The 13749-nt window shown below is 58.9% G+C and carries 10 protein-coding genes and 1 pseudogene; 8 read left to right on the top strand and 3 right to left on the bottom strand.

What is annotated here, in order from left to right; all coding sequences use genetic code 11:
- Position 1: 1 nt before the first annotated feature.
- The 3 genes from WMO46_RS04245 to WMO46_RS04235 are packed head-to-tail and all read right to left on the bottom strand — an operon-like array spanning position 2 to position 3276.
- Positions 2 to 1408: a peptidylprolyl isomerase gene (locus tag WMO46_RS04245; RefSeq protein WP_019151336.1), complete on the bottom strand. Its 1407-nt coding sequence runs from the start codon at positions 1406 to 1408 to the stop codon at positions 2 to 4.
- Positions 1409 to 1433: 25 nt separating this feature from the next.
- On the bottom strand, positions 1434 to 2321 hold the full coding sequence (locus tag WMO46_RS04240; protein WP_195497613.1) for a hypothetical protein: 888 nt from the start codon (positions 2319 to 2321) through the stop codon (positions 1434 to 1436).
- Between the two features lie 58 nt (positions 2322 to 2379).
- The gene (locus tag WMO46_RS04235; protein ID WP_019151338.1) at positions 2380 to 3276 is read right to left on the bottom strand and encodes a CPBP family intramembrane glutamic endopeptidase; all 897 of its coding nucleotides are present in this window, start codon (positions 3274 to 3276) and stop codon (positions 2380 to 2382) included.
- 114 nt (positions 3277 to 3390) lie between these two features.
- Here WMO46_RS04235 and WMO46_RS04230 point away from each other — a divergent pair, with 114 nt between their 5' ends.
- From WMO46_RS04230 to WMO46_RS04195, 8 genes and pseudogenes are all read left to right on the top strand, one after another.
- Positions 3391 to 4161 carry a ParA family protein gene (locus WMO46_RS04230; RefSeq protein WP_019151339.1) on the top strand — a complete coding sequence of 257 codons (771 nt, stop codon included), beginning with the start codon at positions 3391 to 3393 and terminating at the stop codon, positions 4159 to 4161.
- A gap of 10 nt (positions 4162 to 4171) precedes the next feature.
- Positions 4172 to 5041 carry a ParB/RepB/Spo0J family partition protein gene (locus WMO46_RS04225; protein ID WP_019151340.1) on the top strand — a complete coding sequence of 290 codons (870 nt, stop codon included), beginning with the start codon at positions 4172 to 4174 and terminating at the stop codon, positions 5039 to 5041.
- 8 nt (positions 5042 to 5049) lie between these two features.
- Positions 5050 to 6219: a DUF5683 domain-containing protein gene (locus WMO46_RS04220; protein ID WP_129651594.1), complete on the top strand. Its 1170-nt coding sequence runs from the start codon at positions 5050 to 5052 to the stop codon at positions 6217 to 6219.
- Positions 6220 to 6222: 3 nt separating this feature from the next.
- Positions 6223 to 7602 carry a lytic transglycosylase domain-containing protein gene (locus WMO46_RS04215; protein ID WP_349093878.1) on the top strand — a complete coding sequence of 460 codons (1380 nt, stop codon included), beginning with the start codon at positions 6223 to 6225 and terminating at the stop codon, positions 7600 to 7602.
- Positions 7603 to 7606: 4 nt separating this feature from the next.
- Complete coding sequence (gene mnmE, locus WMO46_RS04210; RefSeq protein ID WP_349093877.1) at positions 7607 to 8962, top strand: tRNA uridine-5-carboxymethylaminomethyl(34) synthesis GTPase MnmE; 1356 nt, start codon at positions 7607 to 7609, stop codon at positions 8960 to 8962.
- 597 nt (positions 8963 to 9559) lie between these two features.
- A complete protein-coding gene (locus WMO46_RS04205) occupies positions 9560 to 11224 on the top strand; it encodes an ATP-binding protein (RefSeq protein ID WP_349093876.1) in 1665 nt (554 codons plus the stop codon).
- Between the two features lie 702 nt (positions 11225 to 11926).
- Positions 11927 to 12742, top strand: a pseudogene (locus WMO46_RS15620) (DUF3575 domain-containing protein); the annotation flags it as partial.
- A complete protein-coding gene (locus WMO46_RS04195) occupies positions 12739 to 13689 on the top strand; it encodes a DUF5119 domain-containing protein (protein ID WP_349093875.1) in 951 nt (316 codons plus the stop codon). The pseudogene WMO46_RS15620 and the gene WMO46_RS04195, both read left to right, overlap by 4 nt.
- Positions 13690 to 13749 lie beyond the last annotated feature (60 nt).

The raw sequence follows: 13749 nt of genomic DNA, 5'->3' as shown, positions 1-13749 counted from the left end.
CCTACTTCACCCAGTGTTTGTTCTCGAACTCCCCGTCGCGGAACTCGGGATCGATGTAGACGTACATGCCGTCGATCTTCTTCGAGAGCCACTCCTTGAAGACCCGGTCCTGCTTGTCCTGCAAGGCCATCTCCTCCAGCCTCAGGTAGTCCTCGTTGAGCGAAGCCGTATGCGTGGGGATGATCTCCACGAGCTTGACGATCTTGGCCATCTGGTTGCCGAGCATGTCCTCCGTGAGGTAGGCGTCCGACACCTCTCCGGGTTTCAGCCGGTTGAGGGCGTTGTAGTCGTCGAGACTCTTGAAACGTCCGAAATCCTCCTTGAGGAACTTCGTGACGGTCAGTTTGGCGTCGAAGGCGTTGAATCGCTCCAGAATGTCGTGGTTCGAGACGATGCCGCCGTTCATCTTCGACTGCGCGTCGTCGGAGTATTGCAGGGCCGCTTTCTCGAAGGTGAGCGAATCCTTGTGGATCAGGTTGGCGATGCTGTCCAGCAGGTTGAGCGACTCGCCCAGCTCCTCGGTCGTGTAGACCGGGCGCAGCAGGATGTGGCGGAAATGGTACAGCTGGCCGCGCTTGTCCAGCAGCTGGATGATGTGGAATCCGAACTGCGATTCGACGACCTCGGAGATCTGTCCGGGCTTCATGTTTTCGAGCGCCGCGGCGAACGACGGATCGAGGCTGGCCAGCGGCGAGGGGTCCATCTCACCGCCGCGCATCATCGTTCCGGGGTCCTGCGAGTACATGCGGGCCAGGTTCTCGAACTTCGCCGAGCCGGTGATGACGCGCTCGCGCATGTCCAGCAGCCGTTCGCGGGTGCGCTGCTTGGCAGCGGTCATCGACTTGGGAAACTTGGTGATCTGCGCGTAGACGTACTGGTCGGCGATGGTCGGCAGGCTGTCTTTCGAAATCGACTTGTAGAACCGCTCGACCTCGCCCGGGATCACCGAGACCTTGCCCACCACCTCGCTCTGCATCGAGTTGGCATAGGACTGCTCCTCGTAACGCTGGCGCATGATCTCGCGGATGTTGAAGATCGGCATGTGGTGCTTGGCCTCCAGCGCAGGGATCGAACCCTCCATGTCGATCATCTGCTGCACCTGCTCCTCGACGCGGGACATGATGTCGCCGTCGTTGATCTTCACAGAGTCGATCTGCGCCTGGTTGTAGAGCAGTTTCTGGGTCATCAGCGCTTCGAGCGCCTCGTTCATCGGGTCGCGGTCGGACGTATAGCCCTCCTGCCGGCGCTGCTCGGTGAGCTGGCGCGCATATTCGTCCACCTCGGAGTAGAGGATCGACGAACCGCCCACCACGGCCACCACCTTGTCGAGCATCACCTGTCGTTTCTGCGCAAGGGCCCCTGCGAACAACAGGACGAGCGCCGCGGCCAACATACCTTTTTTCAACATCTCGGTTTCGTTTATCGTTTTTTATTCAATTATCTTCTCTTTTCGCCCTTTCATCGTCGAAGATCTTCACCTCGCCGTTCTCCGTGGCCCGGGCGCTGAGCTCCTCCTCGTGCCGGCGGATGATCTCGCCCTGCCGCTGGTTGAACAGGATGCGGCGAATGATTCCCCGCAGCCGTTCCGGCGGAATCGGCTCGCCCTCGCGCCGCACGGCCTCGATCTGGAAATAGTAGTGCGAATGGCTGTCGCGCATCTCCTGCACGGCCGTCGAGGCCAGCAGCGGATCGTAGGACTGCGACCGCGGCGTCGGCAGGTAGCTCAGGAAATCCGAGAAATCCACCCACTGATCGCGGAAGTCGCTGATCGTAAAGTCGTTCTTCTCGCAGATGTCGCGGAAATCCTGCTGCTGGGCCTCCGTTTTGGAGGCCATCAGCGTCTTGAGCTTCGCGGCCTGGCGGTACCCCTCGGTGAAGCGGACGATGCGGCCCTTGACGATCGGGCGGTCGAGTTTGAAATCGGCCTTGTGGGCGTTGTAGTAAGCCGCGATCTCGTCGTCGGTGAACACCGTGTCGATCGAACGATCGACGTAGTGCTGGTCCAGCTTGCGGATCAGCAGCGCCTGCCGGTACTCCTCGACCATCTTGTCGATGTCGGCCGCCGAGGAGGAGAAAAGCGTCTCCGCCTCTTGCAGCTTGAGCTGCTTGACGACCCAGCGATCGACGAAGACCCGCATGAAAGCCGCGCTGTCTTCGCCCGTGAGCCCCTGCGGAACCACCGAACGCACGTCGCGTATCTTCAGCTCCTTGCCGCCGGCCCGCGCGATGGTCGTATCGCTCGTGAAATAACGGGGCAGCTCCCGGCAACCCGCCAGCAGCAGCGCACCCGCCGCGACCGCTATTTTCGCTCGCACATTCATATTCCGAAAGGCAAAGATACGTTTTTTACTTGTAAGTAACGCAGCGAAGCCCGGATTATTACGCCGCGGACGGATTTTTCATCCTCCGCAGCGTGCGCAACATCATGTAACCCGAGACGGCCGTGAGCGCCAGCGCCGCGATATAGATCAGGACGTAGAGCGTGCGGCTCTCCACCATTTCGATCAGCAGGGCGTTTCCGTGCCCGGTGGCCATCGCCAGGTAGGCCACGGCGTTGTTCAGGGCGTGGAGGATCATCACCGACCACATCGAATCGGTCGCCAGATAGACGAAGCCGAGGATCAGTCCGATGACCGAAGCGCCGATGACCTGCGCCGGCTGGCCGTGGAGCACCCCGAAGAAGAGCGACGACACGAGCCACGCCGTGACCACGCCGTAACGGGCGCGCAGCGAACCGAGCACCACGCCGCGGCAGATCAGCTCCTCGAACACCGGAGCGAAGAGGACCAGCGAAAGGATGGTCCAGAAACCGCGCCCCACGTCGAGCGAGAGTTCGGGCAGCAGGCGCAGCAGGGGTTCGAGCACCACGCCGACGGCGAAGATCAGCACGAAGGCCCACAACAGCAGCGCCGGATTGAGCCCCCGGGCCGAGAAACGCGCCCACGGGCCGCTGCCGCCGCGCGCGCGACGATAATAGAGGATGCCGGCGAGGGTGATCGACATCGAACAGAAATAGAGCGCCGCCATCAGTTTGCCCAGGGCGGCGGGCTCCATCGACTTATAATCGAATCCGTGTCCGGCGAAAAGCATGAAGAGCATCGCCGCGGTGCCCACGACGATCTGCGCCCCGAGGGCGATGCCCAGCAGGGCGAGCATGTCGCCCACGGTCGGGAATCTGCGGCGCCCGTGCAGCTCCCCGCCGCCCCCGGATTCCGTACCTCCTTCCGCGGCCGCTTCGCGCCCGGCCGCCGGAAACGCCGTCTTTTTTTCTTCCATAATATCGTGTAACTGTCAGTTCGTTCCGACTCCAAAGGTAAGCATTTTTCCGGTACGGTTATGGATTTCCATTTAATTTCATTAAATTTGCCTGCTTATAAACCGAATTCATCTATGGCAAAGGTAATCGCATTGGCCAATCAGAAAGGCGGCGTGGGAAAGACCACGACGGCCATCAACCTGGCGGCTTCATTGGCCCTGCTGGGCAAAAAAGTGCTGCTGCTCGACGCCGATCCGCAGGCGAACGCCACCTCGGGGCTGGGTTTCGACATCAATCTCGAAGGCATCTACGAATGTATCGCCGGGCAGAAGCAGGCCGAAGAGGTGATCCTGCAAAGTCCCGAAGTGAAGAACCTCTGGGTGCTGCCCTCGTCGATCGACCTGGTGGCCGCCGACACCGAACTGCCCAAGATGGAGAACGCCCACCACGTGATGAAGCGCATCGTCGATTCGGTGCGCGAGAAGTTCGACTACGTGTTCATCGACTGCTCGCCCTCGCTGGGCTACACCACGGTCAACATCCTCACGGCGGCCGACACGGTGCTGATCCCCGTGCAGTGCGAATACCTCGCGCTGGAGGGGCTCTCGAAACTGCTGAACACCATCCGCAAGGTCAAGTCGGGGCTGAACCCCGATCTCGACATCGAAGGCTTCCTGCTGACGATGTACATGCGAAACCGCCTGAACAACCAGGTGGTGACCGAGGTGCGCGAGCACTTCGGCGAATTGGCCTACGACACAATAATCCAGCGCAACATCCGTTTGGGAGAAGCGCCCTCGCATGGAAAACCCGTCATGCTTTACGACGCCGGGGCCGTGGGTTCGGAAAACTACCTGACCCTGGCCCGGGAGTTCCTGAAACGCAACCGCAAACGCAGCAAATAGCGATACCGACATGAAACAAAAAGGATTAGGACGCGGCCTCGACGCCATTTTCGGCAGCGATCCGGTCGATGCCAAGCTCAAACCGATGAGCCGGATGGCCGAGATCGAAATCGCCGACATCATCCCCAACCCCACGCAGCCGCGCACGCAGTTCGACGAGGAGGCCCTCGACGAGTTGGCCGACTCGATCCGCCAGCTGGGCGTCATCCAGCCCGTGACGGTGAAGAAGGCCGACAACGGCAAATACATCATCATCAGCGGCGAACGCCGCTGGCGGGCCGCGCAGCGCGCCGATCTGACGACCCTCCCGGCCTACATCCGCGAGGTGGACGACGAGAACCTGCACGCCATGGCCCTCGTGGAGAACATCCAGCGCCAAGACCTCAACGCCATCGAAATCGCGCTGGGCATGCAGCGCCTGATCGACGAGTGCCACCTCACGCAGGACGCACTTTCGGAGAAGGTGGGCAAGAAGCGTTCGTCGGTGTCGAACTACCTGCGTCTGCTGAAACTCCCCGACGAGGTGCAGCTCGCCCTCAAAGAGGGGCTGATCTCGATGGGGCACGCCAAGGCCATCGCCGGAGCGCCCGCCGACCAGCAGCTGCGCGCGTTGAAGAAGTGCATCAAGAAGGGGCTTTCGGTGCGTCAGGCCGAAGAGCTGTCCCGTTCGCTCGCGGAGGCCCCGGCCGCCGCGGCACAGCCGGCCGAGGACGAGGAGTATCCCGACAGCTACCTGCGGCTGGTCGAGCAGCTGGAGAAATTCTTCTCGCAGGAGATCTCGATCAAACGCGCCAAGAACGGCGGCGGCAAGATCGTCATCGGCTTCGACGACGACAAGGACATCGAACGCTTCATCGAACGGTTCGCCAAACGCTCCTGACACACCGCATGACACGAATCCGGGCCAGACTGCTGCTGCTCGCCGCAACTCTCGTGCTGTGGCTGCCTGCCGGCGCCCAGCTCCACCGCGGCGCGCGCACCATCGTACGGGGCGGCCTGCTCGAAAAACCGGATTCGCTCCGTCCCAAACGCGACTCGGCGGAGCTGGCGAGGATCATCCTCCACTACGATTCGGTCGCCACGGCCGGCTACCTCGCCGACTCCGCGGCCGTTTCGGCCCTGCGGACCGACGACCGCCGCTATCTCGATTCGCTGGCGCTGGCCCGTTTCGAAGTCGCCCGGCTGGGCATCGACACCACGCCCAAAACCCGCGTCTTCAAGAAAGGGTGGCTGATGAGCGACTCGATGTCGCTTTCGAAGGTGTGCTGGCTCTCGACCGTGCTGCCCGGCTACGGACAGATCTACAACAAGCAATACTGGAAACTGCCGATCCTCTACGGACTGGTGGGAACCGGACTGGGGCTCTACATCCACGAAAACAAGACCTACAAACCGCTCAAACGGCAGTACGAAGCCTATACGGACGTGAGTCTCTCGCGCACCCCGGAGCTCGACGCCCTGCAATCGCAGATGATCCGCAGCAACACCCGGAGGCAAGCCTATCTCGGAATCACGATCGCCTCGTACATCTATTTCATCGGCGACGCGGCCGTGAGCTACAAGACCAACGACGTGTCGGATGTCAAGAAGGCCACCACGCTGGCCTGCATCTTCCCCGGTGCGGGACAGATCTATAACAGAAGCTACTGGAAGGTGCCGTTCGTCGTGGGCGGATTCGCCTCGATGATCTACTGCATCGACTGGAACAACCGCGGCTACCAGCGCTTCAAGAAAGCCTACAACCTGCTGAGCGACTACGAGCACAATCCGGACAAATATCCCGACGGCCCGACGGACGAATTCCACGGACGCTATTCGGCGTCGTTCATCCGCAACCTGCGGAACAACTACCGGCGCAACCGCGACCTCTGCATCATCATTTCGGGCGCGCTGTATGTCTTGCAGATCGTCGATGCCCATGTCGATGCCCACCTGAAGGACTACGACGTATCGGACGACCTCTCGATGAACATCGAGCCGCTGATCGACTACACCTATGTCCCCACGCTCGGGGGCAACCGCCCGGTGTTCGGCTTCAACCTGGGCCTCAAATTTTAGACGATGAAGAAATTCCTGACCATAGCGCTGTTTTTGGCCGTCGCCGCCGAGGCGTCGGCGCTCGACCGCAGCCCCCGCAAGAAACGCCGCGACAAGCAAAAGGCCGAAACCGAAGTCCCCGCACCGGCACCCGCACCGGCGGAAAAAACCGTCTGCCCGGAACCGGAACCCGACCTCGGCCCAGCACCCGAATCCGCCGAAGAACCGCCCGTCAGCGACATGACGCTGGATTTCACCCCCGAACAGACCGACTCGCTGCTGGCCGTGTGGCGCGAACGCCAGCGTCAGGACGCATACAGCGAATTTTTCAAGCAATACATTCTCGAAGACTCCACCGTAGTAGCGGACACCACCCCCGATTCGGTCTACGCCCGGCGGCTGCTGGACCTCGCATCGCCGATCCAGTTCCCCTACAACAGCATCGTAAAAGGCTACATCAACCGCTACACCGGCTCGCGCTACAGCACGATCAGCCGCATCCTCGGCATGTCGCAGTACTATTTCCCGATCATCGAAGAGGAGCTGCTCCGCGAAGGGCTGCCCGTCGAACTGCGCGCCCTGCCGGTCATCGAGTCGGCACTCTCCCCCACGGCCGTATCGCCGATGGGCGCCGTCGGGCTGTGGCAGTTCATGCCCACGACCGGAAAGAGCTACGGACTGGAAGTCAACTCGCTGGTCGATGAACGCCGCGACCCCTACCGCGCCACGCAGGCCGCCTGCCGCTATCTGAAAGACCTCTACGCCATCTACAACGACTGGTCGCTGGCCATCGCCGCCTACAACTGCGGCCCGGGCAACGTCAACAAGGCCATCGCCCGTTCGGGAGGCAAGAATTTCTGGGAGATTTACGACTACCTGCCCCGCGAGACGCGCGGCTATGTGCCGGCCTTCATCGGGGCGTCGTACGCCTATGCCTATCATCGCCAACACGGCATCGAACCCACCGAGGCGCCGATTCCGCTTTCGGTGGACACGATCCGGGTGAACCGGCTGATGCACTTCGAACAGATCTCCTCGACGATCGACCTGCCGGTCGAAACCCTGCGCCAGCTCAATCCCCAGTACAAGCTCGACATCATCCCGGCGACGACCAAGCCCTACACGCTGGTCCTGCCGCAGCGCTACGTCATGCAGTACATCGCCCACGAACCCGAGATTCACGCCAAAGACTCGATGTACCTCAAAGAGTACATCAATCCGGCGAACCTCGACAAGAAGCGCCAGGAGCGCAGCGGCTCGGTCTATGTGGTCAAGAAGGGCGACACGCTGGGCGCCATAGCCCGGCGCTACCGGGTGACCACGACGCAGATCATGCGCTGGAACAACCTCAAAAGCGCCCACAAACTCCGTATCGGGCAACGGCTCCGCATCGAAGGCAGATAACGGCATGATTCCCGATCACGATACCATCGTCGCCCCCGCAACCGCCGCAGGAGGGGCCATCGCAGTCGTCCGCGTGAGCGGCCGGGAGGCTTTCGCCCTCTGCGACCGGATGTTCCGGGGCCGGAAGCCGCTCGCCGAAGCCGATGGATACACGGTGCACTACGGAGAGATCATGGACGGCGACCGCATCGTGGACGACGTGCTGGCCGCGGTGTTCCGTGCGCCGCACTCCTACACGGGCGAGGATTCGGTCGAAATCTCGTGTCACGGATCGTCCTACATCGTATCGGAAATCCTCCGTCTGCTGACCGCCGCGGGCGGACGCATGGCCCAGCCCGGGGAGTTCACCATACGGGCCTATCTGGCCGGGAAGCTCGATCTTTCGCAGGCCGAAGCCGTGGCCGACACCATCGCCGCCTCGTCGCGCGCGGCGCATGCGCTGGCCTCGACGCAGATGCGCGGCGGGTATTCCGACGAGCTGGAACGCCTGCGCGACAAACTCCTGAACCTCACCTCGCTGCTGGAACTGGAACTGGACTTTTCGGAGGAGGACGTGGAGTTCGCCGACCGGACGGCACTACGCGAGACGATGCAGCGCATCGGAGCCGAAATCGACCGCCTGCGCAGTTCGTTTTCGCTGGGCAACGCCATCAAAGAAGGTGTTGCCGTGGCGATCGCCGGAGCCCCGAACGTAGGAAAATCGACGCTGCTGAACCGCCTGCTCAACGAGGAACGCGCGATGGTCTCGGAAATCGCCGGCACGACGCGCGACGTGATCGAGGAGCGGGCCAACATCGGCGGCATCCTTTTCCGGTTCCTCGACACGGCGGGCATCCGCTCGACCGACGACCGCCTGGAACGCATGGGCATCGAACGCACGATGGAGAGCATCCGGCGGGCGCAGCTCGTCATCCACCTGATTGACGCTTCGGCCCTCGCAGCCGCGGTTCCCGAGCCCGATTTCGCGCTCCGTCCCGATCAGAAGCTCCTGACCGTCGCAAACAAAATCGACCGGGCTCCCGCGTTGCTGACGCTTCCCGAAAACATCATCGGCATCTCGGCGAAACAGGGCACGGGTCTCGACCGGCTGTGCGAAGCCCTGCGCCGGGCAGTCGATACCGACGCACTCTACCACGGCGATCCGGTCGTTTCGAACAGCCGCCATTACGAAGCCCTCACGACGGCCCGCGAGGCTCTCGACCGGGCTCTCGACGGCTTGGGCAACGGGCTTCCCGCCGACTTGTTGAGCGAAGAGATCCGCCAGGTCATCCACGCTCTCGGTTCCATCACCGCCCGCGGCGCCATCGTCCCCGACGAAGTCCTTCAAAACATCTTTTCGAAATTTTGTGTGGGCAAATAACTAAACACCCTGAATACAAACACATTACAACACGAATCTACCTGTTAGCAGGTTAGATATTTTTCATATATTTTCTTTTAGTTATCCGTGCATCTGTTTTCAGGGTCATGCAGAATCCGGAAAGAAATCGAGGTAACAATACGGCAATACAACTCTTTCCGGACTATGTCTCTTCGTGCATTTCCGACACTTCACAGCCGGATAGCTTGCCGGGCAACATCTGCCAAGGGCCGAAAGCGGTCGTCAATAGTCAGATTGTTACTCTCCGCCCGTGCCATAACCAAGTTCTTCGTCAAATCGATCGCGGTCGATGGTGTTCCCCGGTTGTCTAATGACCCAAACAGCACGTAAGCGTCAAAATGAGAGAGACCTCTATCTCGACCAGCGTGGCCCGCCCCACTTCATTGTACGTCCCCGACAAGCAACCGACAGATCGTTGTGTCTCGTTTTAATGCCGGCCCCAAAAAGCACTCTTGCTGCCGATGCCGCCATTTCCGGCGTTGTGAAGAAAGTTTGGTTTAGAACTCGAATAGATCAGCATTTATTTGCATAGATGTGTTTGACTGATTATCTTCGAAGCAAATTGCCATATCTAATATGAAACGATGTATCTGTGTACTGCTTGTCTCGACTATGCTGTTCGGGGGCTGCATGAACCGGAATCGAGTAGCGAATACCTTTGTGCAGGTCGAAAAGGCCCTCGCCGTTGCTCCGGACAGCGCCATGCGCCTGCTGAAAGACATTCCGGCAAAATCGCTCGGCAACCAGGCGATGCGGGCCCGATACGCCCTGCTGTACATCGATGCCGCGGAACGTGCGCAACTCAATGAAAATACGGATTCCCTGCTTCGGATAGCCTGGCGATATTACCGTAAGCACCCGCAAGAGATGCAAAACCGTTGCCGCACGCTCTATTACATGGCCCATAGCAAATTGCGCCAAGGCGACAAACCCGGAGCTCTGCGCTTGTTCCTGGAAGCCGAGGAAAACAACGACAGCCTCGACAATCCCAGAGACCGGGGAATGCTCTATTTATCCATCGGAGACGTTTACCGGGGCGAGTTGAATTTCGTAAGGGCCTACCGTTATTATCGGGAGGCCCGCGAACTGTTCCTGCGTTCGGGAGACATGCGCCATCGGATCGAAGCATTGCTCGGCATGACGGCTTGCGGTCTGCGTATGCACGACTTCGAGCAGACGCGCCGTAATTGCAGGCTGGCTCTCGAATTGTCGGACGAAGCGCACTACGAACAATTAGCACAGAAAAGTCTCGGTTATCTGGCGGCTCTGTACGCTCTGTCCGACAAGGGTTCTTTGCCAGAAGAGATGTTACGGAGAATCGAGCAATCCGTTCACCGGGATACGACCGTCACGGGTTTTCGCACACGGTCCCAAATACAGCTGCTCCGCAACTGTCCCGACAGCGCCCGCCACTACATCGAACGCGCCGAAAGAATTGCGAACAGCGAGGACCTTCCGATGTTGCTCTATACGGCTTATAAGGCCGACATATCGGCAGGACGTTACCAAGAAGCGACGTGGAATATCAACAAATTCATCTATTACAGCGATTCGTTGACCCGTTCGTCCCTGCAAGGGTCTGCCGGGATGATTGAAAAGGAGTATTTCCGGGAACGATCCGCTTTCTACGATTATCGGCTTCAAAATCGCCGGACATGGGAAATCACGATCGTCGCCGCCGCGCTGTCGCTGCTCGGAATTGCGGGATATATAATCCGGCAGCGGATACACCTGCATCAGGCGAAAAACGAACGCTATATGCTGCTTGTTCGAGAGATGCAATCCGAATATCGGAATCTTTCCGCCCTTCTGGAACGGAATCACGAACAGGATGCGTTGTTAAGGAAAGAGCTCGCCTCCCGGTTCGACATCGTGGAACAGATCGGCCGAACCTTGTATGAACGCGAACATTCCGTTTCGGAACAAGCGCAGCTGGTCCGGTTGGTGCGAAAACTCATCGACGACTTTTCGGAAAACGGAGAAATGCTGCTCACGCTGGAGCGGGTCGTGAATATAGTCCATGACGATGCGGTCCGGAAATTGCGGGACGACTTTCCGCAAATGAAAGATGCGGATGTCCGTTTGCTGTGTTATATTTTCGGAGGATTCTCCCCGCAAGTCATCAGCCTCTTCATGCACGATAGCGTCGCCAACGTCTATGCCAGGAAGTCGCGGTTGAAATCCCGCATTCGCACCTCGGAAGCACCGCACAAAGAGCTTTTTCTCGCCCTCCTCGGTTAGCTGTTAGTCCGGTGTTAGAAATCTGCATGAAACATATTTTTACAGCCCTGACAATCAGTATATAATACATATACACCGTTAGATTTTTCAGTCCGTATCGCAAATCCCATGCGATACGGACTTCTTAATTTTACACACAGGAAATTAGCAAGAACGAAAACGTTTTTTTGATGAAGAAAAGTTACCTCTTATTAATCTTGCCGGTTCTATTCGGGGGAACGCTTTCGGCCCAAAATCCTTCCACAGATACGGTCGGCGTAACAGTGTATTTCCGACAGGGACATTCGACTCTGGAGCCGTCGTTCCGTGACAACGGCCGGCGCCTCGACACCTTTTTCCAGCAGGTCGCCGAGTTGCGCCGTGATACGATGCGTCGAGTTCATTCGGTTCGTATCATGGCTTTCAGTTCGCCGGAAGGCAGTTCCGACTGCAACAGTCGGTTATCCGAAAGAAGAGCGTTCCGGCTCGCCGATTTTACTGCACCGTTCGACCGACCTTCCGGATTCATTGTTCGAGATCGTTGCGCACGGGGTGAACTGGGAGGGACTGACCGATCTGGTCGATACTTCGGACATGCCGTACAGAGATGAGGTATTGAATATTTTACGCAACACTCCGGAATGGATTGTTCGGAACGGGGTCGTTGTCGATGGACGTAAACGTCGGTTGGGAATGTTGCACGGAGGCCGGGCGTGGCAGTATATGTACGAGCATTTCTTTCCGAAATTGCGCGGTTCGGACGTTCGTGTCGTTTATCGGATCACACCCCTACCGGAACCCGTGGCGCAGCAGACGCCGGCTCCGGATTCTCCCATCGTCGCAACGGGCTCGGACGAGGCAACTCCCACGGAAGGCGGCACGGATACGGTCGGGGATGCCGTGCGCGACACAGTGATCCTGGACAGTGCATATCCGGTCGGCTCCGGGGTTGCCGGAAGCACTTCGCGCACACCTTTCTATATGGCACTCAAAACCAATCTGCTATACGACGCGGCGCTCGTTCCGAATATCGGCGCCGAGTTCTACGCGGGCCGGGGATGGTCCGTCGGCATCAACTGGATGTACGCATGGTGGAACAGCAACCGGCAGCACAACTATTGGCGGATCTACGGAGGCGACCTGTCAGTTCGCAAGTATTTCGGTCGCCGCGCTGCGGAAAAACCCCTTACGGGGCACCATCTGGGGCTCTGCGGCCAGTTGTTCACCTACGACTTCGAAACGGGCGGCCGAGGATACATGGGCGGCAAACCGGGCGGTACGCTCTGGGACAAGATGAACTATGCCGCGAGTCTGGAGTACGGTTATTCATTACCTGTCGGACGTCGTTTGAACCTCGATTTCAGCGTCGGCGTAGGCTATTGGGGAGGGGAATACCAGAAATATCTTCCCAAGGAGAGTCATTATGTGTGGACCGAAACCCGGCAACGCCACTGGTTCGGACCGACCAAAGCGGAAATATCGCTGGTATGGCTGCTCGGCCGCGGGAACTATAACGCAAAGAAAGGAGGTAAACGATGAAAAATATATTCTACACGATAGCGGCGGCATGTATATTAAGCACGACATCCTGCGAACATAAGAATCTTTGCTACGATCACGCGCACACAGGCATTGTAAATGTGGTTTTCGACTGGCGCAATGCCCCGAACGCCGCTCCGAAATCCATGTCATGCTATCTGTTTCCGACCGACGGAGGAGAGGTTTTGCGCTATGAATTTACGGACAGAAACGGCGGTGCAATCCGGGTTCCTGCCGGACGTTACGACGCTTTGTGCCTGAACAGTGACACGGAAAACATCAGCTATCGAAATACGGAGACGAAAAATGGTTTCGAGGTGACGACACGAACCACGGCCCTGCTGTCGGACCTCGCCGCCCTGGGCGTGCGTTCGTCTGGAGCGCCCCGTGCCGCAGGTACGGAAAGCGAACGGGTGGTACTGTCTCCGGACATGCTCTGGAGCGATCATGCGGAGGGTATCGAACTGAAAGCAACCTCCGCGACGCAGACGATCACGCTTTATCCGGAAGTATCGGTCAGCCGCTATACGGTCGAGATCCATAACGCCGAGAATCTGAAATACGTTTCAGGGATCAGCGGGTCCATCTCGAGTCTTGCGGGCGGTCTGTTAGCCGGCAAGGCGGAAACGACGGAAGAATGCGTCACGATACCTTTCGATGCAACTTTTTCTCCCGAGCAACACCTCATTACGGGGCAGCTGCTCGCATTCGGGCATTGTCCGTCGGTGCGGAACAGACACCAGCTGACCGTCTATGCGGTTCTGGCCGACCAGAGCCGGTGGTACTACACCTACGACGTGACGGATCAGATTCATTCGGCCCCGAATCAACGCGACGTACATATCGTTTTGGACGGGCTGCCGCTGCCGAAACCCATCGTCAACGGCGGCGGTTTCCAGCCCACGGTCGAAGAGTGGCAGGAAGTACCGATAGATATAGAAATGTGACGGTTTCTCTCTTTTCGGGAGAAAGATGATTCGCATGAAACAATTCAATGTTTAACTTCT

Origin of the sequence: Alistipes intestinihominis (assembly GCF_040095975.1) — a bacterium.
In the GTDB taxonomy this organism is placed as follows: Bacteria; Bacteroidota; Bacteroidia; order Bacteroidales; family Rikenellaceae; genus Alistipes; species Alistipes senegalensis.
This window is presented reverse-complemented; position numbering and strand designations above follow the sequence as displayed.

Excerpts from the sequence above, each read along its gene's own strand:
- WMO46_RS04245 (WP_019151336.1), bottom strand. The coding sequence starts at position 1,408 with ATGTTGAAAAAAGGTATGTTGGCCGCGGCGCTCGTCCTGTTGTTCGCA.
- WMO46_RS04240 (WP_195497613.1), bottom strand. The coding sequence starts at position 2,321 with ATGAATGTGCGAGCGAAAATAGCGGTCGCGGCGGGTGCGCTGCTGCTG.
- WMO46_RS04235 (WP_019151338.1), bottom strand. The coding sequence starts at position 3,276 with ATGGAAGAAAAAAAGACGGCGTTTCCGGCGGCCGGGCGCGAAGCGGCC.
- WMO46_RS04230 (WP_019151339.1), top strand. The coding sequence starts at position 3,391 with ATGGCAAAGGTAATCGCATTGGCCAATCAGAAAGGCGGCGTGGGAAAG.
- WMO46_RS04225 (WP_019151340.1), top strand. The coding sequence starts at position 4,172 with ATGAAACAAAAAGGATTAGGACGCGGCCTCGACGCCATTTTCGGCAGC.
- WMO46_RS04220 (WP_129651594.1), top strand. The coding sequence starts at position 5,050 with ATGACACGAATCCGGGCCAGACTGCTGCTGCTCGCCGCAACTCTCGTG.
- WMO46_RS04215 (WP_349093878.1), top strand. The coding sequence starts at position 6,223 with ATGAAGAAATTCCTGACCATAGCGCTGTTTTTGGCCGTCGCCGCCGAG.
- mnmE (WP_349093877.1), top strand. The coding sequence starts at position 7,607 with ATGATTCCCGATCACGATACCATCGTCGCCCCCGCAACCGCCGCAGGA.
- WMO46_RS04205 (WP_349093876.1), top strand. The coding sequence starts at position 9,560 with ATGAAACGATGTATCTGTGTACTGCTTGTCTCGACTATGCTGTTCGGG.
- WMO46_RS04195 (WP_349093875.1), top strand. The coding sequence starts at position 12,739 with ATGAAAAATATATTCTACACGATAGCGGCGGCATGTATATTAAGCACG.